The organism is Paenibacillus sp. Y301 (genome assembly GCF_059445505.1).
Genome location: NZ_JCAIUL010000011.1, coordinates 1 through 24,580 on the forward strand (window position 1 = coordinate 1; position 24,580 = coordinate 24,580).

Genomic DNA, 24,580 nt, shown 5'->3' on the forward strand with positions numbered 1-24,580 from the left:
GATTAGTACAACGGTGTCTAATGAGCTTACTCTCCGAACAGCAACTGTATTCCAAGGCGACGAAATCCTGCGAATGAGTGAGTATATATGAGATAAACCCTTAAAACCGAGGGACGGGCAGGTTAGTGTAACCTGCTTGTAACTTTTTCTTCATTAAAACGTTTAATACATTACTACCAGATTTGGAGTAGCTTTGTCACGAGTGATCAACCCATAAGCAGTCATAGATGTGTGACTGCTCTTTATTGGAAGTTGTCGATATTTCAGAAGAGATTGGAGAGAATATGAGGAAAATAGACTGGATTAAAGTAATTCTAGTAGTATCGCTATTCGGGAATGTTGCATTATTTATGGATCATAAACAAGCTATCAGAAAACAAGAAATTAAATATGAATTATTGAATGCTTACATTTACCGAGATCTAGCTCAACTTGAAGCAACTATACAGTATCAACTAGATAATAATTGGGAAAATGAAACTCTTGTTACCCAGAAACTAGATGATGCCATCGATTCAATTATTTTACACATTGCAATGGAAAGAGATAATGATAAGGAAGATATCCTTAGGAAATTGAACGATTACATGAATAAGTTCAAGGTTGGTGACGGAACTTTAGATGTTAGCCTAAACGATAAGCAACGTGCCGATTACATCTATTTAGGCGAGAAGCTGCGTTCTAACGGGTGGACGTTTGACGTAGGATATGATACTAGCTGGGATTTTTTTGCATCAAAAGTAAAGGAATTCATAGCGGAGCCATAGAAGTCATAAGTCTGCAAATGGATGTGCATGGATGCGGATTAACTAGTACAAAAAGACCCACATGGACCTATACAAATATTTTCAAACGTAACTTCATTCAACTAACGGGACACGTTAGTTGAATTAAACAAGGAGCAGTTTGCCACGGCAGCTGCTCCTTGTTTTCGTTAAGCTAAAGGGCAGGACTGTTCAGTCAACTCGCGAATAGCTTTAGATGCTGTAATTCTGATAATGAATAATTAAACGAGGCTTTGAATTTTGGAATTTACGTATAAATGGTTCTATGACTAAAATAAATTGACGAGTCTTGCGACAAGGGGAGAACAAAGATGAAAGAACTCCATTCACTATCGGGGCAGGAATTTGAGGTTTTGGTTTGTGATATATTTAATAAACTCGGATTTCGTACTCAGATTACGAAAACGTCTGGAGACGGTGGAGTTGATATCTTTGCGCAGTATGAAGGAATCATTTTTAAGGGTACATACCTTATTCAGTGTAAACGATGGTCTAATACCATTGGAGAGCCTCAATTACGAGATTTATACGGAACAACGATCGCTGAGAATGCATTAAAAGGGATATTAGTGACGACAAGTTCCTTCTCAAGGCAAGCAATAGAATTTGCCAAAGGTAAGAATTTAGAGCTCATCGATGGTGATATGCTTCATTTATTAATTGATCAAATATCGATGTCTCATGGTCCGATTGGCCCTATTCAAACGGCCGCACAAATTGGATTTCAGAATCACCCATTATTCGATAAAGAACATTATGTGTTGTTAGATCAAAAAATCAAAAGAGATCCAAAAAACGAGGGTTTGCATAAGCTTCTCTTTAAGCTTTTGGGTGAAATGATTCTTAAAATGGGGAATGATGCAATTACAAATGGATTAGTAGATGAGTATATAAGCAGAAGCGCATCCTTTCAGGGGTCATTTTATAGAGGTAAAAAGGATACTGATAAAATGGCAAGGTACCAGTTAGAGTATGATCGAGCATTTTTGCATTTTATTAAGGGCGAACTTGTCGCTGCTTACGAGTTATTAATGAGCGACAATCATGCCATATATGATTTTAATCCAAGAGTCAGTATTCTAAAATATGTAATTGCACATTTACTCGATTTCCCATCTGTTCGTCAAAAACATGCGAATCTAATTAGTAGATATATCGATTTTGTTGATGGGGAAGAAATGACAAATGCGCTCAACATAACCCTCTTGCATAATCAGAATAATAATGAAGATGATTATAGGAGCATCCACATCATCTGTTTCTCTGGGAAGTTTTTAACGAGCATTATGTCCATTAAAGATCTGCAGGATCACTTCTCATGTCAGTTCGACCTGAACATCGAGGAACAACAAAGAATCTTTAGAATCTACGAGTTTGTGTAAACTGGCCACTGGCGTTAAGCTAACGGGCAGAATAGTGAAAAGCACCTGGTACACATTGTTAGAATTCATGGGCATACTAATCCCTGAGAAAATGTGGGGTGATACCTAAGTGCAAAAACTAAAAATTACGTTATTACTTTTACTATGGCTGAACATGGTAACGGTAAATTTAGCATTCGCAAGAAATGGATTAGATGAAAACTTAATTACAATTTATATAAACTCAATAAACGAAAAAAAATGGTCTGACATACCTGATTTATGGGTTAAGGGTCAACGTGACAAGCTTATTAACTTTTTTAACAACAAGCAAAATAAACACCAGAAGGTTGGGTTACTCAATATCTATAAAGCCCAAATTGTCGCTTCTAAGCAAATACCCTACGAATACGGAAAAATTTATATACCTACTCGTTATATCGAGACTTTTGTCGAGCCTCATATTTTTTATGCGGCTGTTTACTATGAAGTATTTAGTGAGGACAAATATCACATAAACGGAGTAAATTACTTCTTTATAGTTACCGTATTAGAGGGTGGTAAAAGAAAAATTGTCCTTACCCCATTGGTTCCCGTTAACCAAATTATCAGAGAGGGGTATGGATATGGAACAGCAGACGAAAAGACATTTGACGACAGGAGAATAAAATACGTTCATTAATGCCTAGTCAATTGAACTCCCTCGGTATGATTTGATTATCTCATGCAAGCTTGTCTATTCGGAGGGTTTTATCCCTTTAGAAATGACATTAAAAAACATCATAGCTAACAAACAAAAAGGCATTTTGTAATTATTCTGGAGGATATTTATATGTAGCTAAGTGAGTATGATTAATCAATTTAACTCTAGATTTAGATGAAATCTCATAGGTCATTCGGTCCTTCCCTATTGGGACCCAGTGTCCACCATCGGTAGGTTCGATTTCAAATATAATTTCCAATATAAAACCACGGAAGCCATTTACTCTTCTTGTTTCAATCACTTCAATTTTCCATGGAGCGACAGCAGGTGAGAAATCACTAAAAATCTTCGGATAATAATAGTTATGCAAATCTTGTTCAATATAAGGTGAAAGCAAGTTCATAAGCATATCCTGTAACCGAAGTTCTTCAGAGTCTTGAGTTGGTTTATCAGATGAAAAGGTTGTTGTTTGAAAACAAGTAATAAGAACAAGGGATAGGATAAAAGTGATGGGAATCTTTTTCATTTTTCAATACACCTCTTTACGACTTTATCTAATTAAATGTATTGTTACCTTTTCTGAATAAGGTATGTGCTTATTAACGAAACACGTTAGTTAAAGATCTGTGCTTACGAACCAGATTCCCTTCTATAGTAAAGGGAATCTGGTTTTTTCATGCAGATACCGAATTAACGTATATTCTCTGCATCCCTTGTCATCAGGTTAGCAAAATAGTCCGATTAATATCCGCGTATATCGGTTCTTTTTGGTATTCAGCAGAATCGCCCCAAATCTTATATTTGCAATGATGTTGGAATATGAATGGGGTAGCGAAGGAGACGGAATTGTCTTGAAGAAGCGAAGCGTTCGCCTACATGCTTTCCAAAGGAAAGCTACATCGAAAGCATTGGCTTGTCCTCTAATTTCAATCCCACAAAGGATCACCCTCCTCAGATGAATGAAAGAGGATTACAAGCATATCATTTAAATAAGAACGAGCTTTCTTATTCGGCAAAAAGTCTCATTCGGAGGTATATCATTCATGAAGTTTAGCCTATCAACGAAAGTGATGTTAATCTATGGGACGGTATTGTTAGTGATCATCTCGCTGACCTTCGGGTTATCTTATACGGGAACGGTAGGGAAGTTAGGAAATGATTTAAATGATACGAACCTAGCTTTATTGAAGCAAGTGGATCAAAAAATTGAAGTGGCTTTTCGTCAGACGGAGAAGGATCTACTAACCCTAATGAATGAGCTTGAGTTCGTATATTTCATGTACGACAGTTATATGGATGATGGACAAAGATATAGTAATTTATATGGACTAAACACAAAGATGCGAAATTTCATTAATACGAATCCACAATTCTCATCGATCTATGTATATTCTGAAGTAAGTGATCAGATTGTAACGGACAAGGCCTATATGAAGGAAGTACCTCTAGTTAATAACTGGATCGATGATTATTTGGACATGCCTGAATATTTCAAATGGTTAACGACACATCCGATCTGGGATGGAAATGGGAACCAAGATGTCATTACTTTAGTGCGATCGTACCCAACGATCAGTAGTCCAGGGTATCGCAAGGGAATGGTAGCGGTCAACATAAATGAACAGGTTATCTACGATATGGTTAATGCTGTTTATGAAGATAGTGAAATAGGTCATATGTTTATTATCGATCGAGATGGAAATATCGTGACACATGATGATAAGACTCAGATCTATCGTAATATTAAAGAACTTCCTCATATCAAAAGTGTGCTCACCAAACAAGGAAGTGGGATCTTTATAAGTGAGCTTAATGGAGACCGCCAATCGGTATTTTACCGTGATTCTGGATATACGGGTTGGAAACTAATCAGTATTGTGCCGGAGTCTCAAATCTACGAGCCGATTCGGGTGACGCGTAATCTGCTGACCGCGTTAGCTGTAGGAATGATCCTATTGGCGTTGGTCGTCCTCTTTTACGTGAGTCGTTGGACATTCAAACCACTTCATCAATTAGTTGGCAAGATGTCAGGGGCCTATACATTCGATCCAACAGAAGAACGTAGGGATGTGGGGTTACCCTATTTAGAGAGGGTGTTTGATCAGTTATTACTGGATCGAGAACATCTTCAGCAACACGTTAGGGATTCGAAGCCAGCGCTAAAGTGGCGGATTATGATGGATATGCTCGTAGGCTATCGAACGGATTATTTAGCAATTCTTCACCACTTAGAATTCGTAGGTGTGCATTTATTTCCAGATCGTTTTCTTGTCTGTACGGCGGAGATTAATAAAGAAGGAATAGACTTAAGAGCCCAGGATGAAACACTATACACCTATGCATTCTGTAATGTAGCAGAGGAAATGATTAACGAGGAAAATGCAGGCATTGCAATAGATGTGGGAGGCGGGCGTGCAGCCGTGATCTTAAGTTTTGCAGAAGGTGACACGGAACAGAATCACTTGCGAGCGCTTGCGATTATGGAACTGATCATCGATATGATGAAGAAACAATTCGATCTAGATGTGACGGTTGGAGTAGGTCGAAGTTATAGTGAAATGAAGGATATCCCTAAGTCGTACGATGAATCGCAAAAGGCACTTCATTACAAAATGGTATTCGGTCACCACTCCGTCATCTCCATAGAAGACTTGCAACCCCTGGATAGTCAAGACTATTATCGACTCATTCGTATGGCAGATCGAATAACGGATGCACTGAGACTGACCGATTCCGTGAAGTTGAAGGCATATGTACAAGAGACTTTTCGTGAGGCAATCGATAGAAATCTCCCTCCTGATCTGATACGTCAGCTATCCTTCGATCTGATCATCAAGTCGGTGCAGTCCGTTGGTTCGACCGGGATTGATCTGAAAGAATCCATGAGCCAACTTGAAAGTATGTATGAGTTAATTAATCGGAGCGGGAACTTGAAAGAGATGGAAAGGATCGTATTCCAGTTTCTTGAGGAAATAGCGGCCAAGATCAAAGTCAAACGGAATCACAGGGGAAGTAACGATACCATTGAACGAATTCTGATCTATATAGGAGATCATTTTCATGAAAATGATCTTTCCTTGGACAGGTTAGCACAAGAGTTCCATTTAAGCGCAACCTATATTAGTAAACAGTTTAAGGAATATACGGAAAGTAATTTCATTGATTATTTGATTGGAATACGTATGAATGCTTCTCAGAAGTATTTGGAGGGAAAAGATATGAAAGTGAACGAGATTTCTGAAGCAGTGGGTTATCAGAACACACGCAGCTTTCTTCGAACTTTTAAGAAATACACTGGAATGACTCCATTAGAATATCGGACACGGGCACAGATGAGAAATACGAATGAATCAAGCCCAAATAACGATTGAAATGTGAAGACATGTATCGGAAATAATCTTCTTTCATGTGGAGGATTAACCTATACATGTTTTTGTTTTTCTTAGGATAGAAGACTAATAAACCGTGTCATTATAGGGATATTTACTACATATCACAAGAAAATGAACCCTGTATAAGAATCGTGAATGTACATTTTGCAAGAATAGTCATCCTGTTCAGAACGTGTCTATTTCTAAATATGTGATCACAGGTTACGATCGGTTTGCCCCCACAGAAAGGATGAACCAGAAATGAAAGATAAACGTTCCACTCTTCGTAGTCGATTCATACGAGACAGACATTTGTATCTGATGTTGTTACCTGTAATTGTGTTTTATATCGTATTCAAATATGCTCCGATGCTTGGCGAGATGATCGCATTTAAAGACTATCGCTTAGGGGATGGAATATTCGGAAGCAAATGGGTCGGATATAAACATTTCGAGAGTTTGTTCGGAAGTATTGATTTCTGGCGAGTTCTTCGTAATACATTGGTACTGAACCTATACAGTCTTGTCTTTGGTTTTCCAGTACCCATTATTTTAGCGCTCTTACTGAATGAAGTTCGAAAAGAATGGTATAAGAGGACTGTACAGAATCTGTTGTATTTACCTCACTTTATATCATGGGTCGTCTTAGGAGGAATCTTCATTGCTATTCTTTCTCCGAGTACAGGTGTCGTAAATGCGATCCTCGAGAATGTATTTGGGATTGAACCTATATATTTTATGGCCGATTCTAGATGGTGGCCTGTTGCGTATACATTATCGGGTATATGGAGAGAAGCGGGATGGGGTACAATTCTCTATTTAGCAGCGATGTCTTCCATTGACCCACAGCTCTACGAAGCGGCAAAGATTGATGGCGCGAGTAAGCTACGTCAGATCTGGCATATCACACTTCCGGGGATTCGAAGTACGGTGGCAATACTGCTAGTTCTACGGATGGGTAATATGTTAGATGTAGGACTTGAGCAAACATTAATCTTACAGAATCAGTCTGTGTTGGATGTAGCCGATGTGATTAGTACATACGTCTATCGCGTTGGTCTACAAAATATGAACTACAGTTATACGACAGCATTAGGATTATTCCAATCACTAGTTAGCCTGATTCTGGTTGTAGGTGTTAATAGGTTAACCCGAGTGTTCGGGGAAAGGGGACTCTGGTAACCCATGATCATTCGAAAAGACAATCTATCGCTCTGGTCTCGATTAGGATCGTCGGCTAATTACGTTATACTGGGTGCTTTTTCACTCGCTGCACTATATCCGTTGTGGTATGTCATTGTGTCTTCATTGAGTAGTAGTAGGGCCATAACGGCAGGTGAGGTCTCGCTGTGGCCCGTTGAATTTAATACAGAAGCGTACTTTCGATTATTCGATGACGGTCAACTTTTCGTTGCCATGGGCAATACGATCTTAGTCACCCTTGTAGGGACGCTACTGAATATGGTGTTAACGACATTAGCCGCGTATCCATTATCCAGAAAGAGACTAAAAGGACGGAATCTACTGTTGATGTTTATCATTTTTACAATGATATTTACTACTGGAGTCATTCCGAACTTCATACTTGTGAAGTCATTGGGACTTATGGATACGTATTGGTCATTATGGTTACCGGCACTCGTCAGTACCTATAATATGTTCGTCATGAAATCATTTATGGAAGGATTACCCGAAGAAATTGAGGAATCAGCGGCAATTGATGGTGCTGGTGACTGGCGAATCCTTGTTCAAATTATACTTCCTTTATGCAAACCGATTATGGCTGCGTTGTCCTTGTTCTATGCCGTGAGCTGGTGGAATTCTTACTTCAACGTGTTGCTATATATTACGAAGAGTACCCAACAGACATTAACACTGAAACTCTATCAGATGATTCTCCAAGTAAATCAAAGTCTTTTGAATAATGGTAGTGAAGGCGTCGATCAAGTGATGCTAACCCCAGAAGGAATTAAAGCAGCTGCGATCGTAATTGCGGTTACTCCCATTCTCATTGTGTATCCGTTCTTGCAGAAGCATTTCGTCAAAGGTGTGCTACTTGGTTCCGTTAAAGGATAATATCATCGAACGATAAGTTCTTGATATAGATGTAGGTACTATGATTAGAAAAGGGGATGAAACATGAGAATTTCGAAGCGTATGTGGAAGTCAGTTGTAGCGGCGAGTTTGTGCATGATCATGTTGGTAGCTTGCAGTAATAATGGTGCGTCGGAGAAACCATCAGAACCAACGACTCCAGCTACAACAAACACCGATTCTAATCCAACAGAACCAAAGAAAGAAATCAGTATTTCCGCCTTTGATCGTGGAAGTGTGCCTACAGAGGAAGGAAGCTACGAGGATAACCGTTGGACGAAATGGATCAATGAGAATTCACCTGCTACAGTCAAATGGATTCCCGTTGATCGTGGGCAGGCTCAGCAGAAGTTAAGTACACTCATCGCTTCCGGAAGTGCACCCGATTTGATCTGGGAATACGATCGGAATTATATCGCTCAATTAGCGAATCAAGGAGCTATCCAACCTATTGATGGGTATATCGAACAGTACAGTACAACATTGAAGAAATATTTAGAAGAACATCCTCAATTAAAATCAGCGATGACTATTAACGGAAAAATGTATGCGGTTACAAGTGAACGGAGTATTGAGTCCATTGCCAATAATGGCATGTGGATTCGTCAGGATTGGCTCGATAAGCTACAATTAAAAGCACCGACAACAGTTGAAGAGCTGATTGAAGTGGCTAAAAAGTTCAAAGAAGAAGATCCAGATGGTAACGGTCAAGATGACACTGTACCTATCGTATTTAACGGAAATGCAGTCCAAATTATGCGTGCGTTCTTCTTCACTAATGAGAACCAGTGGTATTTAGAAGATGGACAAATGAAGTATGCAAGAACGTTAGATCGGTTTACCGATTCACTTGCTTTTCAGAAATTATTATTCGACCAAGGCTTAATCGATAAAGAGTATATAACAGATAGTAATTTCCAACGTGCTAGTCAACTATGGACGACAGGTAAGGCAGGGATCTATTTCGCGAATTGGAGTATGGATAATGAAATTCGTGATCTAAAGACAAACGTTCCGGATGCCAAGTTAGCTCCACTAGAATCTGTAGCAAGTAAGTATGGAAAAAATGGTCTCTATCAAGAATTACCCTCCAATGTTCTGGTCGCATTCAATAGTAACATGGATAAGGAGCGCATCGAAACAGCTGTCAAATTCCTAGATTGGATGTTAGAAAAGGGTTGGATGAGTATGAAATTCGGTGAAGAGGATGTCCATTACACGCTGGTAAATGGTGAAGTTCCGCAAAGGCTTGATTCAGATAAATATCGTCAGGAAGTAGCCTATGCGAACGAATATGCTATTCTTAGTCAATGGAATACTAAGGCAGAATGGATCCCAGTCATGGCTGCACAAGATCCGCTTTCCCAAGAAATTGCTCAAGCAAAAGCCAAAGCGTTAGAAGTAGCTCTTAAGAATGAATACCGTAGAGACATCGCATTCAGCCCAGATTTACCCGAAGTTAGCCAATTAATTGCAACCTTTGCCCCTATTGCAACACAAATCGAAGTAAAGGTAGTGACGGGTGGTAAAGCATTAAGTCCTGAAGAGGGAATGGAGCAGGTTCGCAAAGAATGGAAACGCCTTGGTGGTGAGAATGTCGAGAAGCTAGCGCAAGAATGGTACGAAAAGAATAAGGAATTCTTGAAATAAGAAATCCAAGTAGCGCTGGTTCATAAGTGAGAGTACGGATTCTAATGATCATAATCAATAGAATCCGTCAAAGGAGTGATAGTACATGTTCAGATTAAGATATATACTAGCCGGGTGTATTGTATTTATTCTCCTATTTTCCGTATCCATAGTTACATTCTTAGTTAAATCACCAGAAGCAACAACGTATGCAAGCGATAATACTCCCGAACTAACGATCGCTGATTTCGAAAGTGCTGATGAGGCTTGGGATTTCTTAATCGGAAGTGGGGGAGCTCTTGGAAACGGTGAATTCAGTAGAGATTCAACCATGTATAAAACAGGGAGATTTGCTGGCAAACTTCAACTCGATTTCAGTAGCAATTCTACCTATACCAATAGTTATGTTTCATTAGAGAAGTACTTATTTAAACGTATTTTACCTACGAATGCTCTCGAACTTAGTTTTTGGGTAAAGACATCGGATATGGCAAAGTTTGATATCATCTTGGTGGATAACACGAATCAGAACCATCAGCAGACGATTAGCCTGAATCCAACAACAGATTGGCAGAAAGTAACCGTGAACTCTTTTACATCGGGACTAAATTATACGAAGTGGGGCGGGAGTGACGACGGTGTATGGCATGGTCCGCTTAAAAAAATTCATTTCAAACTGACCAAAGCTTCAATGAAGTCAGGTGTAACGAAGGGTTCGATTTGGTTAGATAATATTCAGGTGAAGGTCGAAACACCGGATCTAGCCATTGCACAGGTGCAGGTTGGAAATGTATTTGCAGGTAATCACCAACCAGCATCCTTTAACATTCTAACCACGGGTAATACGATTAAATGGAGTACCCTTAATGCGTGGGGAGAGCCGGTATCTTCTGGAACTGCTCTAGTCAAGAAGGGAAAATATCAGCTTAAACTAAGGATGCCTGAAGAAGGATACTATAAATTGAAGGTTGAAGCATTTCAATTGGGGGTCATTGTAAAGACGACAGAAACGACTTTTGCTATACTTCCTGAGTTCGATCTATCTACTGTAACGGAATCTCCGTTTGGGATTCAAACACATTATGGTATCAATTGGAATAAAGAAATGATTCCACTTCTTAAATATGCGGGCACTAAAAATGTGCGAGAATCCTTCTATTGGTCGGAAATTGAGGTTAATAAAGGACAATACTCGTATAATCCGAAGTTCACCCTCCCGATGCAATCTTTTAAAGAATTCAACATTGACCCTTTCCTCGTTCTCGCGTTTAGCAATAAACATTATGATGGAGGGAAGACACCGTATACAGAAGAAGCTCATACGGCATACGCGAATTATGTGAAGTCCATGCTTGAGAAGTTCGGTAACCAGTTGAAGTCGGTCGAAATATGGAATGAGTTCAATCTACCCTTTTTCGGTGGTAATGGTCCCGCAGACTCTAGAGCAGATGTCTACTTCAATTTATTAAAGAAAGGCTATGAAACTTCCAAATTAGTTCGTCCTGATCTGAATGTTGTTGGAGGAGCTACGGCAGGAATTCCACAAGAATGGCTTGAAGATGTGTTTGAGCTCGGTGGACTTGATTATATGGATACCTTATCCGTTCATCCTTACCGCTATCCGCAAACCCCCGAGGGATTATTAGAAGAAATAGATAGTCTGAATCAGCTTGTGCGCAATCACAATGACGGGGAGACAATCCCACTATGGTTCTCGGAGGTTGGATGGCCAACGCATATGAACCCAACAGGTGTGGATGAGAATACGCAGGCTGCATATTTAATTCGTACTTATGTTCTCAGTATGGCAGCGGGTGTCGAGAAGATCTTCTGGTATAACTTGATGGACACAGGAACGGATAAACTTAACAATGAGCATAATTTCGGAATCATCCATAATACGGGTGACGCTTTAGGTTCTTATACACCTAAACCTTCGTATGTTGCTCTTTCTACACTTACAAGACAGTTAACGAATGCGAATGTGGTAAGCCAGGATATAACGGATGGCCTTTATCATTATAAGTTCGAGAAGAATACTAAAAATATTCACGTATTATGGTCCATGGACAAGAAAGATGTAACTTTGAACACGCATAATCCAGTTATAGTAACAGATATGATGGGACGGAAAACCACATATAAATCAGTGCAAGGGAAAGTATACCTTACCTTGACAGGAGAACCTCTTTTTGTTCAAGGGACTGTAGACAGTATTGTTCAAGGGAGTCCAATCTCTCTTCATAGTGAACCTGCGTATACTAACGATCCGATAGCACTTACGTTACAAGTTAGTGATCTGGGGCAAGTGGGACCTTTCAAGGCCAAGATTAACTTCAATGGGATAACACGAGAAATTTCTGTGAATGCCCCTGGAGATTATTCTGTTGAGTTCCCAGGTATAGATCGGATTGGAACACAAATGGGGTCAGCGTCACTACGTTCTAAGATGGGAGAGTTTGCAGGATTACTCGAGACCGTAGAGATCCATCAAGCAGAACTACTTTTGTCAAAACATGTGGTGAAGAATAGTGCTGACATGATGGAAGTAACCATTGTAAATGAAAGACCAACAGAACGTCGATTAACGAAGATGGATTGGAGTATTGGTTCATCTGTGGGATCAGAAGTTTATGATGTCGTTATTCCAGGGAATACCGTTCAAACAGTCGACTTCCCATTGGTAGGATTGACTAATGGCACGCTACAAGCGTATCAATTTAAGTTGTATATGGAAGATGGGGCGATATTACAAAGTGAAGGCAATGTTACGGTTGTTCCAGCCGAGGCAAGAGTTCCATTAGTATATCGTTCGGTCTATTCCATGGATGATGTAGAAGATTTAGTGGGGATTAATCTTCTTACAGATGTAAATTCAAGAATTGGTTCCCACCAAGGTTCTGAGGATTTCAGTGGTACGTTATGGACTACTTATGATCAAGATAATCTGTATATGACTGCACGAGTCCATGACGATGTCTATTCACAGACGAAGCAAGGCGGAGAAATCTGGTCAGGGGATAGCATCCAGTTTGCCATATCTGCGGGGATGCCGGGCGAGAATTTACAATGGTATGAGTATGGCATGGCCTTAACCCCCCTAGGGCCGGAACTCTATCGATGGATGGCACCACAGGGAATTGAGCCGGGATCCATCCCCAATCCTAACTTGCAAGTTACCAGAGATGAGGTGACAAAGGATACGATATACCAGTTAGCCCTCCCATGGGATCAATTAACACCGATCGTTCCGAGCGATGGAATCCTTAGTCTATCCATAGTCATCAATGAGAATGATGGTAATGGTCGTAAAGGTTATGTAGAGTGGGGCAGTGGTATTGGTTCAAGTAAGCAGTCCTCTTTATTCAAGCCCATTCAATTACAGCTAGCGAACTTCGAAGATCCGGATTGAAAATCTAGAAGGTGAGGGAGTTAAGGATGAGCCTGCAAAGACAATCTTTCGATCACAAAGAGCTGTTATTGGAGAAGGTCATGTCACAGGAAAAGGACTACGACCCACTTGTGAACATGTTACTACGACCATTACACACGCCAGGATATCATACGACACTAACATTCGATAGCTCTCCTTTTGTTCATCCTACACATCCTTCGTTACAATATGCTGTTGGTTTGTTAAATACGGGCGATCATGAATATGTTGAGAGAGCTTGTAAAATCATTCAACGCGTTCTTACTTTGCAAGACCGTGATTCAGAGCGAGATACTTACGGTATATGGCCATGGTTCTATGAGGAGCCCTTAACGCAGATGGCTCCTCCGGATTGGAATTGGGCTGACTTTTGCGGGAAGGAACTTGTGCTTGCGGCACTACTTCATGGTCATCGGCTACCTGAAGAGTTAAAAGAGCAGATTCGCCAAGGGATATGTTGTGCTTGTGATGCGATCATGATCCGCGATATGGGACCTCATTATACGAATATTTCGATTATGGGGGCATTTGTGACATTGAGCGCTGGCGAATTGTATGGTAGACAGGACTATGTGGATTATGCATTGCAGAGACTGGAAAAGTTGAAGCAATATACGGAAGGGTTAAGGACTTTTCAGGAATTTAACAGTCCACATTATACCGTTATTGCCATTGTTGAGTTGTCCAAGATCCATACGTACGCTACCAACCCAAGGGCAAAGGAAATAGTCTCAGAGTTGCTAGAAATAGGTTGGCGCATGGTAGCAGAACATTATCATCCAAGTACTCAGCAATGGGCTGGCCCACATAGTCGCAGTTATAGTACGCTACTAACGAATAAAATAAAATCGTTCTTACAAATAACTACGGATAACAGGTTATCTTTCTTTTCTAAGTCCGAACTCGAATATGATGCAGAATGGTATGGTAGCGGGTGTCAATGCCCAGAAGCTTACTTGGATCTATTCATGAATGCGGATACTAGTGTTCTTGAGCAACCCTACTATCGCAATGAGGATACGGGATTCGTCAAATGGGCGAAGACTACGATGACGCCTCGATATACAATCGGGATGTTTAAAGATGAAATTATGTGGAATCAGACACGAGGGTTGGTCGCTTATTTCGAGAATAATGCTTCAACTACGTACTTGCAGATGCGATGTTTGCATGAGGGGTATGATTATTGCTCAGCGGTACTTAGCGTTACGGAAGAAGCGGGTCATCTCCTACTCGGGGTAAGATTTCTTACGAATGGTGGGGATACGCATCCTGGTCTGGATCGTATTGATGGCAGTATAGAAGCAACAGATCTTCGAATTCGTTTGGAATTCGGTGGTTGTCTTGATGGAGTCAGCGTGACAACGAAAAAGACGAAAGCAGAAGTAGAGATAGATGGAATACCTTTGCATGTGGATAACGTATATGCTGCTTTCGATATGGGCTTGGATAGCGAACAGCAACGAGGGTGGGAAGTGAATATAAAGGAAGAAAGTGTTGGATTGGATCTGGTTATATATACTGGTGAGCGGAGAACAATTGACTTCCATAAGCTGAATAGAGCTGCCTTTCTCTTCTCATTGGCTATTGGAGAGACGGTAGAGAATCTACCAGAAGTACGGGTAGTTGAGGAAGTGAATCATGTAACAGCACAAGTCATAACAAGCCATCTGAATCGCCTTCCATACGAAATTTCCGTATCATTACAGCCAAATGATATCCATCCAGTCTAGATATAATGAAAGCCTCCATGGTGTTAACATGGAGGCTCTCTGTCACCTATGAGGTAGTTATTCATCCAGCTTCTCAGACAATAACATGAGAACCAGTCCCTGACCATACAGTGTAGGATGGCAAGGGATTTCATTATAGGCCTCGATCGAAGGCATGACGGGTGTGCCTCCCGATACGCCGGAGACCTCTCCGTTTGGGAGGACCTTGTAAACAATGGCTTTCAGTGCCCTATGGGCTGAATCCTGATAAGAGATATCTAGAATACCTAGACGAATAGCTTTTAGAATACCGCAGGCAATTCCAGCACTACCCGAAGTTTCTGAATAGAAATCAGGACGATCCAAGACCGTAGACCACAGACCATCGCCTTGCTGAAAGTCTATGAGTCCTTGCATCATATTACGATAGCGTGCCATAGCTTCTTCTGATAGCGTCGCGATCCCTTCTAACTCTTGTATAATCATGGGTGTTCCCACCGCGATCCAAGCATTCGCACGAGTCCATCGAGCCGCAGACATATGGTCTTGGGCTATACAATTCCATCCATGAAACATGACACCTGTGTCTGGGTCTTCAAGTAATTTTAAGTGAATCTCTAACTGTTTAACTGCTTCGATAGCGTATGAACGATCGCCAGTAACACGAGCAAGACGAGCTAAGAAGAGTACAGCCATAAAGATCGTATCGGCCCATACTTGTTCTGGAAAACTAACATTTTCGGTGACGGTATGCTCGAAGGCACCTTCACGTGTTCGCGGGGCTTCTGTAAGCATCCATTGTCCAACACGAAGGGATTCCTCTAGAAAAAGGTTATCATGTGTGTATTCATAGAGTGCGGGAAAGATAGCAAAGGGTGCCATAGCATTGATAACACTTGCTTGTTCCTTTGTTGGTATATTTGTGTGAGCCCATTTGATGAGATCATCGAGAACGTCCTTATGATGTGTATTCTCAAAATATGATAGGATTGCGATGACACCAACGCCGGGAACCCAGTCCCAGTGCTGAATATCCATTCCCCAATTCCCAGTATGATCCATTATCATATAATGATAGACCTGGTCTGCAGTATGTTGTATAACATCGTGAGAAATCGCGTTTGCCATTTGATATCCCTCCAAGACATGTGAAATATACAATTAATATACAATATGAGATGAGAAGAATCTTGGTCGATCGTCCTATTCATTTGGGGTATTGTCTTAATTCTTAATTCTTAATTATTCAGAATTGTGGAAGGGTGATCTATTCGTGAAGATGGAATTGCGGAGCATGGAAAAGAATTGGCTAGACCATCAACGTGCTGTTGTCGATGAATTAACGAATGCAACACTGATGGATTTTCCAGCACATTGTTCGTATCGAACAACTCGTTTAGAGCAACCAACTTTTCATTGCCATAGTGGATATGAGCTCTATTTATGCATACAAGGCAAGGGACAATTTATTGTTGGTGAACGGATACATACGTTAGGGGTGGGGACGTTTACGGTGGTTAAGCCAAAAGCGTTACATGTATCACAACCCCATAACAATGTTCCTTTTCATCGGTTTATCCTAGCCGTAGAGAAAAGTTATATCGAACAATTGTATGGTGAAGACCGATCATGCTTATTGAGCATTGGGCAATGGCTACCTGATCCAGACAGTGATTCAATACATATTCAGCTTAATAGCCAACAGTTATTACGTGTGCAGGAAATACTAACCCAATTAGAATGGGAATTAAAACATAAACAGTCTTGTTATCCTTTGGTTGTCAAAAGTCTGCTTCTGCAATTATTTGCACAGTTGGGTCGATATCACACGACATCATCGGAAATGAATCGGAGTGTGAATGATACACAGAAACATATAGTCGAGGGGATTCTCAGTTATATGATGGAGCATTATCATGAATCTCTTAATGCAGATCTATTGTGTGAACATTTCTATGTGTCACGTTCTACGTTATTTCGGATATTTAAAATGAACACAGGAGTTACCATGAATGAATTTCTGGTCAAGATTCGGATGGCTAAGGCGAAAGATCTATTACAAGGAACAAGTATGCCCATAACTGCAGTAGCTGGGAATGTTGGGGTTCAAGATATCTCCCACTTTTGCCATACTTTTAAACGGTTATTCGGCATGACCCCAAGTGAATATCGTTCCATATATACCCCCTTAAGTCACTCATTCCTCTTATGAAGTTGATTAAGGCAATATGATAGTTCTTAATAGGAAATACTCCTGCCATTATGACCTGTACGCACTTAGTAGATCATTAACGAGATAATTTCCTGGTAAAATAATCTTCACCAGGTATTGAACAACATAATATGTAGATTTAAACGTATCATAGGAAAAGCCGCTGTGGGAAGGACATTTCTTACTATCGTACGGTAACCTTTGAGAAAATTTTTGTCACGAACTAGCTATGCTGTTGAATCAGTATTTTAATGTATAAACTGTTCAAGGAAATATGAACAAGAAGCACTTCATCGAAACGTTGACTAGATCATCGTTATCGAAGAAGGGCATATTGTTGCGGAATAAGGCCTGATGAATTACTTAGTTCTGAGTCGTTAGATAACACAGTAATGAACCGCTACACCTAACTGCAAGGGTAAATCGACGATGTCTAAGCTTGGTTGATGTTTCAGGACGATTCTCGATTCTATAACTCAATCCAAGTTGAGTGTAAGTTCTTTCAGTGGAAATGATGGAGTTATTCGTGATAGTATAGTAACAATGCATCAAACAACGACAGTATAACTTTTAATTCGACAGCAATTGACAATATTCTCTATTTTGTAGTATCATATACCAATGGAGATGGTTAAACATGGATAATGATTTCAAAGTATTTCAAAATATGAGCCATGAAAACGAGATGAGATCAGTGCTTCTCATATGCGGAGTTAAACAGATTCTTAAAGATAAGAAGGAAGAAAGTGTACTAGAAAAGATTTTTAAGAAGAAAAAAAATGTAGAAGCAAAAGGTTGGGAAAAAACGATCTGATATTTTTGTCGACACAATTCAGTTCTTTTTAATTAAATTCTAGTACAGAACTATAGTTGCTCTAGCTAATCGCTAGAGCTTCTATGGCGAGATATTTGTCGATAATTCACGAAATAACAATAAACATGTCACTCGTAAAGTGGGCTAGATATATTCTTACTTACAGTGGATATGTGATGGAAACGCAAAGGGAATAAATACATAGAACATCATAGAGATAGCAAATAAAAGTTGGTCAAAAAGGCAATCCGTTACATAATAATGATAGGTGGAAGAGAATTGTTGCTGTGGTTACAATCGATCTGTGTGGTGCAAGCTCATTGCTAATAATGCGGCGATAGCTAGCTAGTGAATCGTAATCAAGTAGTGCAATATTCATATTGCCTGTCGTCCACAGAAATGTAGATAGCAAACGGTGATTCCAAGTATGGATGCAAAAAGCGACGTCCTTAATGGTTCGTATCAAACATTGACACTCATTTCGATATTCGTTATATTATATGCATGGGCATGCATTTATAAGTGGTTGCTTAAATAGGCTCAAATATGAGCATAGTGAACATAAATACATTATAAAGAGGAGACAAAAATATGAAGGATCTATTTACACCCTATGAAATAAAGGACTTGAAATTAAAAAATCGTGTGGTGATGCCTCCGATGTGTCAATATTCCGTGAGTAACAAGGATGGAATAGCTACGGACTGGCATTATATGCATTATGTGAGTAGAGCGGTTGGTGGAGCTGGACTTATTATTATAGAAATGACAGATGTTGAACCAGATGGTCGAATTACCGATTACGATCTTGGGATCTGGTCCGATGAACATATTCCAGCCTTGGCTAGAATTGTTGAGGCGTGCCATTCTTATGGCGCTAAAGTGGGGATCCAAATTGCTCACGCAGGACGCAAAGCTGAAGATGCACCCGTTCCTGTAGCTCCATCGGCAATTCCTTTTAACGCTGAGTCTAAGACACCAAGAGCACTAACAAATGAAGAAGTAAAAGATATGGTTGAGAAATACCGTAAAGGTGTAGTGCGGGCTGTACAAGCGGGAGTAGATGTCATCGAGCTTCATGGAGCACATGGTTACCTTATCCATCAATTCCAATCGCCACTAACGAACCATAGAACGGATGAATATGGTCAAGATTTAACGCTATTCGGTAAAGAAGTCATTCGTGCAGCCAAAAGTGAAATGCCAGAAGGCATGCCTCTAATCTTGCGTATTTCAGCTCAAGAATATGTAGATGGAGGATATGGAATAACGGAGAGTCTAGTGTTCAGTGAAGCTTATAAAGAAGCAGGAGTCGATATATTCCATGTCAGCGCTGGTGGCGAAGGACCTATTGCAGCTGCTGGGAGACCAGGAACGCATGCAGGGTATCAAGTACCGTTAGCAAGAGCAATCAAAGAGAACCTCAATGTTCCGGTGATTGCTGTTGGAAGATTGGACGAACCGGTCTATGCTAATGCTGTCATTGGGAATGAAGATGCTGATCTTGTTGCGGTAGGTAGAGGAATGTTAAGAAATCCTTACTGGACGTTAGAAGCAGCGGCTCAACTTCACAAAGAGATTGAACTTCCGAAACAGTATGAACAAGGATTTCCTAGAATTAAGAAATAAATGATGTTGAGTAAATCTGCAAGTTATAATGTGATAAGGAAAAATGGATTCATTATTTGTTTTACGCCCGAGAGAGGAATTGTGAGATGAAGAATATCCCTAACAATGACCTTATTACCAGCTGGTTGACATTAACGCATATACAAATAAACGTAGCCAATAGATTGGAAGCGAAATTGCAAGAGAAACACCAGTTATCTTTAAAAGAGTTTTATTTATTGTTATTCTTGTCTGAAGCGTCAGAGCAGAAGTTGAAACTGCAGCAACTGGAATCTATGGTGGGTCTAAGTCAGAGCGCTGTTTCAAGACTTGTTAGTCGATTTGAAGCAAAGGGATGTGGCGCTTTAAAAAGACATGCTTGTGATGATGATCGCAGAAGCATCTATACTTCTTTAACACCCCTAGGACAAGAAAAGATCGAAAGAGCACAAGAAACATTTAAAGAAATGTTAATAGAGGCTTTTCCTGAGAAAGAAGTAGAACAATTACTGCAACAACTGATTCACTTGAAACAAAATTAAGGTGTTCTAACCTTGATAACCTGTCAACTGTACTTTAAGTGGCAGGTTATTTTTATCTGTTATCACTCGAGATAACAATAGTGTTATTGGGGATGCGGGGTTTATCACATCATGAATTTATGGTTAGAAGATTAAGTTGAAACGGATGGTCGTTGAGTGGATTCAAGGACAGCATAGTCGCCATCTAGCGCTTTGAGTCCGGGGAGTAGAAAGGCTACTCCAGCACAGAGTAATGGAATTAGTCCGGCAATCACGAAAAGAACAGGCACACCGTAGTGCTCAGCAATCGCACTGCCAGCAATGGTGATCGCTTATATCGTAACGATTCTTGCTTATAGAATGCTCTCCAGAGCATCAATTGTCGAAAGATTGCGGGAAGCAGAATAGAAGGATGAAGCAGCCGATATGGCTGCTTTTTTACATCTATTTAAGTCAAACATGCGGGTTAAGATCGGATCCTATATTGAATCATTAATCTTGTCTACCTTCGACTGCACTAAGTAAAACACTGGCGGCAATACCGAGCCTGCGATCTAGCAGAAGGTTGTGATCCATGGAGAAGTCCAACTCGATTTTTTGAACGAAGGGATTAAATCTTTGCTTAAAAGTAAAGACGTTATTCTGCCCAATGGTTCCTTCGTAGGTCTGCGGTATAAGATTTGACAATACTCTACGGATTACAGCTAATAACATACTATCTTCTGTTATGAGTCCGATCTCTCGCTCTTGATTGTCAAGAATCACCCATTCATCTTTCAGGATGGATTTCATTCCTTTCCGTCTAAAGCTACCTATTAATTCGTTGGTATAGGAGTCAAATACATCATATGTAGCAGAGAAGTCAATCCTCGAACGTGCTTTAATAACTAGAACTTCCTCACGCATGTCCTCAGAACTGTATATTCGTATATCTTCTTTTAACTTAAATGCCTTTTGCTTCACATAGAATGCTAACCCACCTTGAGGGTCATAGATATGAAAGGCATCACCTAACACTTTAATTACTTTCTTGCGAACTAAGTATTGGGTGTGTTTAAAACGTTCATTCATGTTTACATTCTCCTTTATATTCAAGCTTTTCCTATTATCTCATATATTTGAGAAAGGGGAATCATAGATTTAGTAATTATCCTAACAGACACTTCGGTCATTCATGTACTATTAGAACTATATCCCAGGATCTAGTAGAATAGGAGGGGTATAGAAATAGAAAAGTTGCGATATTGAAGAATATAAGGGGGAGCCAAGCGATGAATCTACCAAGTAAGATCCTCATTATTGAAGATGAGCAAGATATTGCGCGTATATTACGAGATTATATAAGCGTACACGGGTATGAAGTGGATGTGGCTAAGAATGGTGCTGAGGGACTGAAGTTAGTAGATACATGGCACCCGGATTTTATTATTCTAGATCTTACGCTGCCTGATGTGGATGGTATAGACCTATGTCGTCACATTCGAGATAGAAGTACAACACCAATCCTTATTCTAAGTGCTCGTGGAAGCGACACAGATAAAGTGCTTGGCCTTGGTTTTGGAGCAGATGATTATATGACCAAACCGTTCTCCTTAAGTGAATTGGTAGCAAGGATCAACGCACATTTACGAAGAGTGGAAGGAATGGTAAGTAAGAGTACGCAATTAACGCAATTAGACAGTGAAGTCATTTATATAGGAAATCTCAAAATCGATAAGAAAGCATACATATTAACCATCGACAATAGGGAGATTTCGTTATCTGCCAAAGAATTCGAACTCTTGTATTTCTTAGCCACACATACCAATCAAGTGTTCACCAAAAGTCAGTTGCTAGACGCTGTTTGGGGGTACACCTCAATTGGAGATGAGAACACGATTACCGTGTATATTCGCAGATTAAGAGAGAAAGTGGAAGTCGATCCATCCCATCCAATCTATATTCGTACAGTCTGGGGTGTGGGGTATAAATTGACCGTGGATGATATCTAAGGTGGGAGGATGGTATGTATTTACATGATTGGATAAACAGATGGTATGTAGCTGCACTTATTTGTGTGTTGTCGATGGTGGGAAGCGTGACATTTATATGGGTGAATTCAGATGGGAGTGGAAGTGGGCAAGCATCTGATCCTAAATATGTGATTAACCAAGTGCGTATTCAAGTGAGCGATATCATGCTATATCTAGAACAACACCATGGAGATATCAACAAGAACCAGAACCTCTCGATACAAGAGACGCTGCGTAAGATGAGCGATGAGCGTAATATGAGTTTTATTTATGTCCTATTAGACGGAGAGGTAGTGTTGACTGCTCCTCAAGATCCATCGATTCAACATATCGACGTGAAGACGGCACTGCATTATGATTTATATACTTCAAGAGTAGATAAAGATACATTGGACATAGCTTTTCCCGTGATTGACGAAGCGTCACAAGTACAAGTGGGTAATGCAATTTTTACGGTGCCCGAAAGTGAGCTTATGAACCAGCAATCACTTTCTACGTCGTGGTATCCATTCGTTATGACCATTTTTTCTGCTATCCTGCTACTCATTCTGCTGTGTATTCTTCGTCGTAAAATAAAGGACCACATGATCCAACCTATCTATCAACTAAAGGACTTTTCCGAGGCAATCCTCAAAGGGAATTACGAATTACAAGCCACATACGCTAGAATGGACGAAATTGGTGAAGTGTATGCCATGTTCGATCACATGAGAATAGAGATCATGTCTCTACATATCCAAAGAGCAGAACTTGATACAGCACAGAAAGAACTAATCTCAAACATTTCACATGATATCAAAACACCTCTAACAACTTTAAAAGCCTACATTGAAGCTATTCGCGCCGGCGTATGCACAGATATGCCTTCTGTCCTAGAATATATGGAAGTCATGCAGATGAATGCTGATCGAATGACTAGACTCATCGAGGATCTATTAACTCATGCGCTGAGAGAGTTAGGACAAATTTCAGTTGTACTTAAGGAACAATACAGTCGAGATGTCCTTCTCCCAATTTTACAACCTATCGGTCATTATGTTCGAACGACGGGCATTGTATTTATCGAACCGGACCTAGCGGACATTCCTAATGTGTTAGTTCATGTAGATGCCAATCGGTTGGAACAAGTCATTTCGAATCTTATTGGCAATGCGTTGAAACATACATCACCAGGAGATACGATTAGTATTCATATCGAACTTGTACAAGAACAGTTAGTCCTCACCCTATCCGATACTGGAGAAGGAATTCTGCCTCAAGATATGCCCTTTATATTTGAACGCTATTTCCAAGGACAAGTGAGTTCACATGCAGCTATACATAAGAATGAAGGAACTGGACTCGGACTCTCGATTTGTAAACATATTATTGAAGCACATAAAGGTAAGATCTCTTTCAGAAGTATAAAAGGTCAAGGTACGGTCTTTACTTGTACAATCCCTTTAGGCTGAGGAAGGTGAAATGGCTACGTTGTGAATGTAATACTTTATTAATAACTTGATAAGGTTCTCACAAGATCAGCCCCTTACAATGAGTTTTATACGGTAATAAGGAGAGGGCTTATATATGGCGAAGCAAGTGATTATTAAGGGATCCAATCTATGTAAGACGTATTCAACTGGACGAGAACAATATCATGCCATACGTAATGTAGATATAGACATCTACGCAGGCGATTTCACTGTCATCATGGGGAACTCGGGTTCAGGAAAGTCTACACTACTCTATCTACTAAGTGGTCTAGATAGCGTTACTGCAGGAGAGGTTCTGGTTCAGGATCAACCTATTCATAAATATAACGAACGCGAATTGGCAGATTTTAGAGCGAAGAAGATCGGGTATATATACCAGAGCATTAACTTGGTGCCTGATCTTACGATGTTTGAGAATATTGCTTTGCCGGGTTATGTGGCAGGATTCCTCAAGACAGAAGTGAAACGCCAGGTAGACTCCCTTATGAAAGATATGGATATTGAGAACCTGCGTAATCGTCTGCCTTCACAGACTTCAGGTGGACAGCAGCAAAGAGCAGCCATAGCCAGAGCGCTTATTAACTCGCCAGATGTGCTATTTGCGGATGAGCCGACGGGAAGCTTGAATGTTGACCAGGGTGTTGTCGTACTGGATATACTCACAAAAATGAATCGTACAGGTCAGTCTGTCGTGATGGTTACTCATGATATTAAGGCTGCTTGTAGAGCAGATCGATTGATCTTGATCCGTGATGGCAAAATAGGCGGTGTTCTCGAGTTCGACAAATATGATGATGATTCCGTTCATGAGAGAGAAAGTATCATCTTCTCGTACGTGTCGGGGAGGGAATAG

Annotated in this window: 20 protein-coding genes; 16 read left to right on the forward strand and 4 right to left on the reverse strand. The window is 40.2% G+C overall.

Annotated features, from left to right (window positions below; all coding sequences use genetic code 11):
* The first annotated feature begins 227 nt into the window (after positions 1-227).
* The 3 genes from AC1D69_RS17965 (at position 228) to AC1D69_RS17975 (ending at position 2,828) form a co-directional block, all read left to right on the forward strand.
* Positions 228-767 (forward strand): hypothetical protein, encoded by a 540-nt coding sequence (locus AC1D69_RS17965; protein ID WP_495457525.1) that lies wholly within the window; start codon positions 228-230, stop codon positions 765-767.
* A 329-nt stretch (positions 768-1,096) separates the two neighbouring features.
* On the forward strand, positions 1,097-2,167 hold the full coding sequence (locus AC1D69_RS17970; protein ID WP_495457526.1) for a restriction endonuclease: 1,071 nt from the start codon (positions 1,097-1,099) through the stop codon (positions 2,165-2,167).
* 109 nt (positions 2,168-2,276) lie between these two features.
* Positions 2,277-2,828 carry a hypothetical protein gene (locus tag AC1D69_RS17975; RefSeq protein WP_495457527.1) on the forward strand — a complete coding sequence of 184 codons (552 nt, stop codon included), beginning with the start codon at positions 2,277-2,279 and terminating at the stop codon, positions 2,826-2,828.
* A 130-nt stretch (positions 2,829-2,958) separates the two neighbouring features.
* On the opposite strand, the gene AC1D69_RS17980 is transcribed toward AC1D69_RS17975, so the two are convergent.
* Complete coding sequence (locus tag AC1D69_RS17980; RefSeq protein WP_495457528.1) at positions 2,959-3,375, reverse strand: DUF3888 domain-containing protein; 417 nt, start codon at positions 3,373-3,375, stop codon at positions 2,959-2,961.
* Between the two features lie 517 nt (positions 3,376-3,892).
* Here AC1D69_RS17980 and AC1D69_RS17985 point away from each other — a divergent pair.
* The 6 genes from AC1D69_RS17985 to AC1D69_RS18010 all read left to right on the forward strand — a co-directional run bounded on the left by AC1D69_RS17985 (position 3,893) and on the right by AC1D69_RS18010 (position 15,109).
* Positions 3,893-6,220 (forward strand): cache domain-containing protein, encoded by a 2,328-nt coding sequence (locus tag AC1D69_RS17985; protein WP_495457529.1) that lies wholly within the window; start codon positions 3,893-3,895, stop codon positions 6,218-6,220.
* A 261-nt stretch (positions 6,221-6,481) separates the two neighbouring features.
* Positions 6,482-7,402, forward strand: coding sequence for an ABC transporter permease (locus AC1D69_RS17990; RefSeq protein ID WP_495457530.1), 921 nt, complete (start codon positions 6,482-6,484; stop codon positions 7,400-7,402).
* Between the two features lie 3 nt (positions 7,403-7,405).
* Positions 7,406-8,296, forward strand: a complete 891-nt coding sequence (locus AC1D69_RS17995; RefSeq protein WP_495457531.1) for a carbohydrate ABC transporter permease — start codon at positions 7,406-7,408, stop codon at positions 8,294-8,296.
* Between the two features lie 63 nt (positions 8,297-8,359).
* On the forward strand, positions 8,360-9,964 hold the full coding sequence (locus AC1D69_RS18000; RefSeq protein WP_495457532.1) for an extracellular solute-binding protein: 1,605 nt from the start codon (positions 8,360-8,362) through the stop codon (positions 9,962-9,964).
* An 85-nt stretch (positions 9,965-10,049) separates the two neighbouring features.
* Positions 10,050-13,355, forward strand: a complete 3,306-nt coding sequence (locus tag AC1D69_RS18005) for a sugar-binding protein (RefSeq protein ID WP_495457533.1) — start codon at positions 10,050-10,052, stop codon at positions 13,353-13,355.
* Between the two features lie 26 nt (positions 13,356-13,381).
* Entirely contained in the window at positions 13,382-15,109 is a 1,728-nt protein-coding gene (locus tag AC1D69_RS18010) for a DUF8769 domain-containing protein (RefSeq protein ID WP_495457534.1), read from the forward strand.
* Between the two features lie 57 nt (positions 15,110-15,166).
* Here AC1D69_RS18010 and AC1D69_RS18015 read toward each other — a convergent pair whose 3' ends face one another.
* On the reverse strand, positions 15,167-16,216 hold the full coding sequence (locus AC1D69_RS18015) for a glycoside hydrolase family 88/105 protein (RefSeq protein ID WP_495457535.1): 1,050 nt from the start codon (positions 16,214-16,216) through the stop codon (positions 15,167-15,169).
* A 166-nt stretch (positions 16,217-16,382) separates the two neighbouring features.
* Between AC1D69_RS18015 and AC1D69_RS18020 the strand changes: the two genes are divergently transcribed.
* Both AC1D69_RS18020 and AC1D69_RS18025 read left to right on the forward strand, forming a co-directional pair.
* The gene (locus tag AC1D69_RS18020) at positions 16,383-17,300 is read left to right on the forward strand and encodes a helix-turn-helix domain-containing protein (RefSeq protein ID WP_495457536.1); all 918 of its coding nucleotides are present in this window, start codon (positions 16,383-16,385) and stop codon (positions 17,298-17,300) included.
* Between the two features lie 637 nt (positions 17,301-17,937).
* Positions 17,938-18,114 carry a hypothetical protein gene (locus AC1D69_RS18025; protein ID WP_495457537.1) on the forward strand — a complete coding sequence of 59 codons (177 nt, stop codon included), beginning with the start codon at positions 17,938-17,940 and terminating at the stop codon, positions 18,112-18,114.
* 235 nt (positions 18,115-18,349) lie between these two features.
* Here AC1D69_RS18025 and AC1D69_RS18030 read toward each other — a convergent pair whose 3' ends face one another.
* Positions 18,350-18,526 (reverse strand): hypothetical protein, encoded by a 177-nt coding sequence (locus AC1D69_RS18030; protein ID WP_495457538.1) that lies wholly within the window; start codon positions 18,524-18,526, stop codon positions 18,350-18,352.
* 179 nt (positions 18,527-18,705) lie between these two features.
* Between AC1D69_RS18030 and AC1D69_RS18035 the strand changes: the two genes are divergently transcribed.
* On the forward strand, positions 18,706-19,743 hold the full coding sequence (locus AC1D69_RS18035) for an NADH:flavin oxidoreductase/NADH oxidase (protein ID WP_495457539.1): 1,038 nt from the start codon (positions 18,706-18,708) through the stop codon (positions 19,741-19,743).
* 86 nt (positions 19,744-19,829) lie between these two features.
* Positions 19,830-20,264: a MarR family winged helix-turn-helix transcriptional regulator gene (locus tag AC1D69_RS18040; RefSeq protein WP_495457540.1), complete on the forward strand. Its 435-nt coding sequence runs from the start codon at positions 19,830-19,832 to the stop codon at positions 20,262-20,264.
* A 471-nt stretch (positions 20,265-20,735) separates the two neighbouring features.
* Here AC1D69_RS18040 and AC1D69_RS18045 read toward each other — a convergent pair whose 3' ends face one another.
* Complete coding sequence (locus tag AC1D69_RS18045) at positions 20,736-21,314, reverse strand: LURP-one-related family protein (RefSeq protein ID WP_495457541.1); 579 nt, start codon at positions 21,312-21,314, stop codon at positions 20,736-20,738.
* 200 nt (positions 21,315-21,514) lie between these two features.
* On the opposite strand from AC1D69_RS18045, the gene AC1D69_RS18050 reads away from it, so the two are divergent.
* The 3 genes from AC1D69_RS18050 to AC1D69_RS18060 all read left to right on the forward strand — a co-directional run bounded on the left by AC1D69_RS18050 (position 21,515) and on the right by AC1D69_RS18060 (position 24,580).
* Complete coding sequence (locus AC1D69_RS18050; RefSeq protein ID WP_495457542.1) at positions 21,515-22,234, forward strand: response regulator transcription factor; 720 nt, start codon at positions 21,515-21,517, stop codon at positions 22,232-22,234.
* Between the two features lie 14 nt (positions 22,235-22,248).
* The gene (locus tag AC1D69_RS18055) at positions 22,249-23,706 is read left to right on the forward strand and encodes a sensor histidine kinase (protein WP_495457543.1); all 1,458 of its coding nucleotides are present in this window, start codon (positions 22,249-22,251) and stop codon (positions 23,704-23,706) included.
* 115 nt (positions 23,707-23,821) lie between these two features.
* Complete coding sequence (locus AC1D69_RS18060) at positions 23,822-24,580, forward strand: ABC transporter ATP-binding protein (protein WP_495457544.1); 759 nt, start codon at positions 23,822-23,824, stop codon at positions 24,578-24,580.

Coding starts and splice junctions, on each gene's coding strand:
- AC1D69_RS17965 (WP_495457525.1), top strand. CDS start 228: ATGTGTGACTGCTCTTTATTGGAAGTTGTCGATATTTCAGAAGAGATT.
- AC1D69_RS17970 (WP_495457526.1), top strand. CDS start 1,097: ATGAAAGAACTCCATTCACTATCGGGGCAGGAATTTGAGGTTTTGGTT.
- AC1D69_RS17980 (WP_495457528.1), bottom strand. CDS start 3,375: ATGAAAAAGATTCCCATCACTTTTATCCTATCCCTTGTTCTTATTACT.
- AC1D69_RS17985 (WP_495457529.1), top strand. CDS start 3,893: ATGAAGTTTAGCCTATCAACGAAAGTGATGTTAATCTATGGGACGGTA.
- AC1D69_RS17990 (WP_495457530.1), top strand. CDS start 6,482: ATGAAAGATAAACGTTCCACTCTTCGTAGTCGATTCATACGAGACAGA.
- AC1D69_RS17995 (WP_495457531.1), top strand. CDS start 7,406: ATGATCATTCGAAAAGACAATCTATCGCTCTGGTCTCGATTAGGATCG.
- AC1D69_RS18000 (WP_495457532.1), top strand. CDS start 8,360: ATGAGAATTTCGAAGCGTATGTGGAAGTCAGTTGTAGCGGCGAGTTTG.
- AC1D69_RS18005 (WP_495457533.1), top strand. CDS start 10,050: ATGTTCAGATTAAGATATATACTAGCCGGGTGTATTGTATTTATTCTC.
- AC1D69_RS18010 (WP_495457534.1), top strand. CDS start 13,382: ATGAGCCTGCAAAGACAATCTTTCGATCACAAAGAGCTGTTATTGGAG.
- AC1D69_RS18015 (WP_495457535.1), bottom strand. CDS start 16,216: ATGGCAAACGCGATTTCTCACGATGTTATACAACATACTGCAGACCAG.
- AC1D69_RS18020 (WP_495457536.1), top strand. CDS start 16,383: ATGGAAAAGAATTGGCTAGACCATCAACGTGCTGTTGTCGATGAATTA.
- AC1D69_RS18025 (WP_495457537.1), top strand. CDS start 17,938: ATGGATAATGATTTCAAAGTATTTCAAAATATGAGCCATGAAAACGAG.
- AC1D69_RS18035 (WP_495457539.1), top strand. CDS start 18,706: ATGAAGGATCTATTTACACCCTATGAAATAAAGGACTTGAAATTAAAA.
- AC1D69_RS18040 (WP_495457540.1), top strand. CDS start 19,830: ATGAAGAATATCCCTAACAATGACCTTATTACCAGCTGGTTGACATTA.
- AC1D69_RS18045 (WP_495457541.1), bottom strand. CDS start 21,314: ATGAATGAACGTTTTAAACACACCCAATACTTAGTTCGCAAGAAAGTA.
- AC1D69_RS18050 (WP_495457542.1), top strand. CDS start 21,515: ATGAATCTACCAAGTAAGATCCTCATTATTGAAGATGAGCAAGATATT.
- AC1D69_RS18055 (WP_495457543.1), top strand. CDS start 22,249: ATGTATTTACATGATTGGATAAACAGATGGTATGTAGCTGCACTTATT.
- AC1D69_RS18060 (WP_495457544.1), top strand. CDS start 23,822: ATGGCGAAGCAAGTGATTATTAAGGGATCCAATCTATGTAAGACGTAT.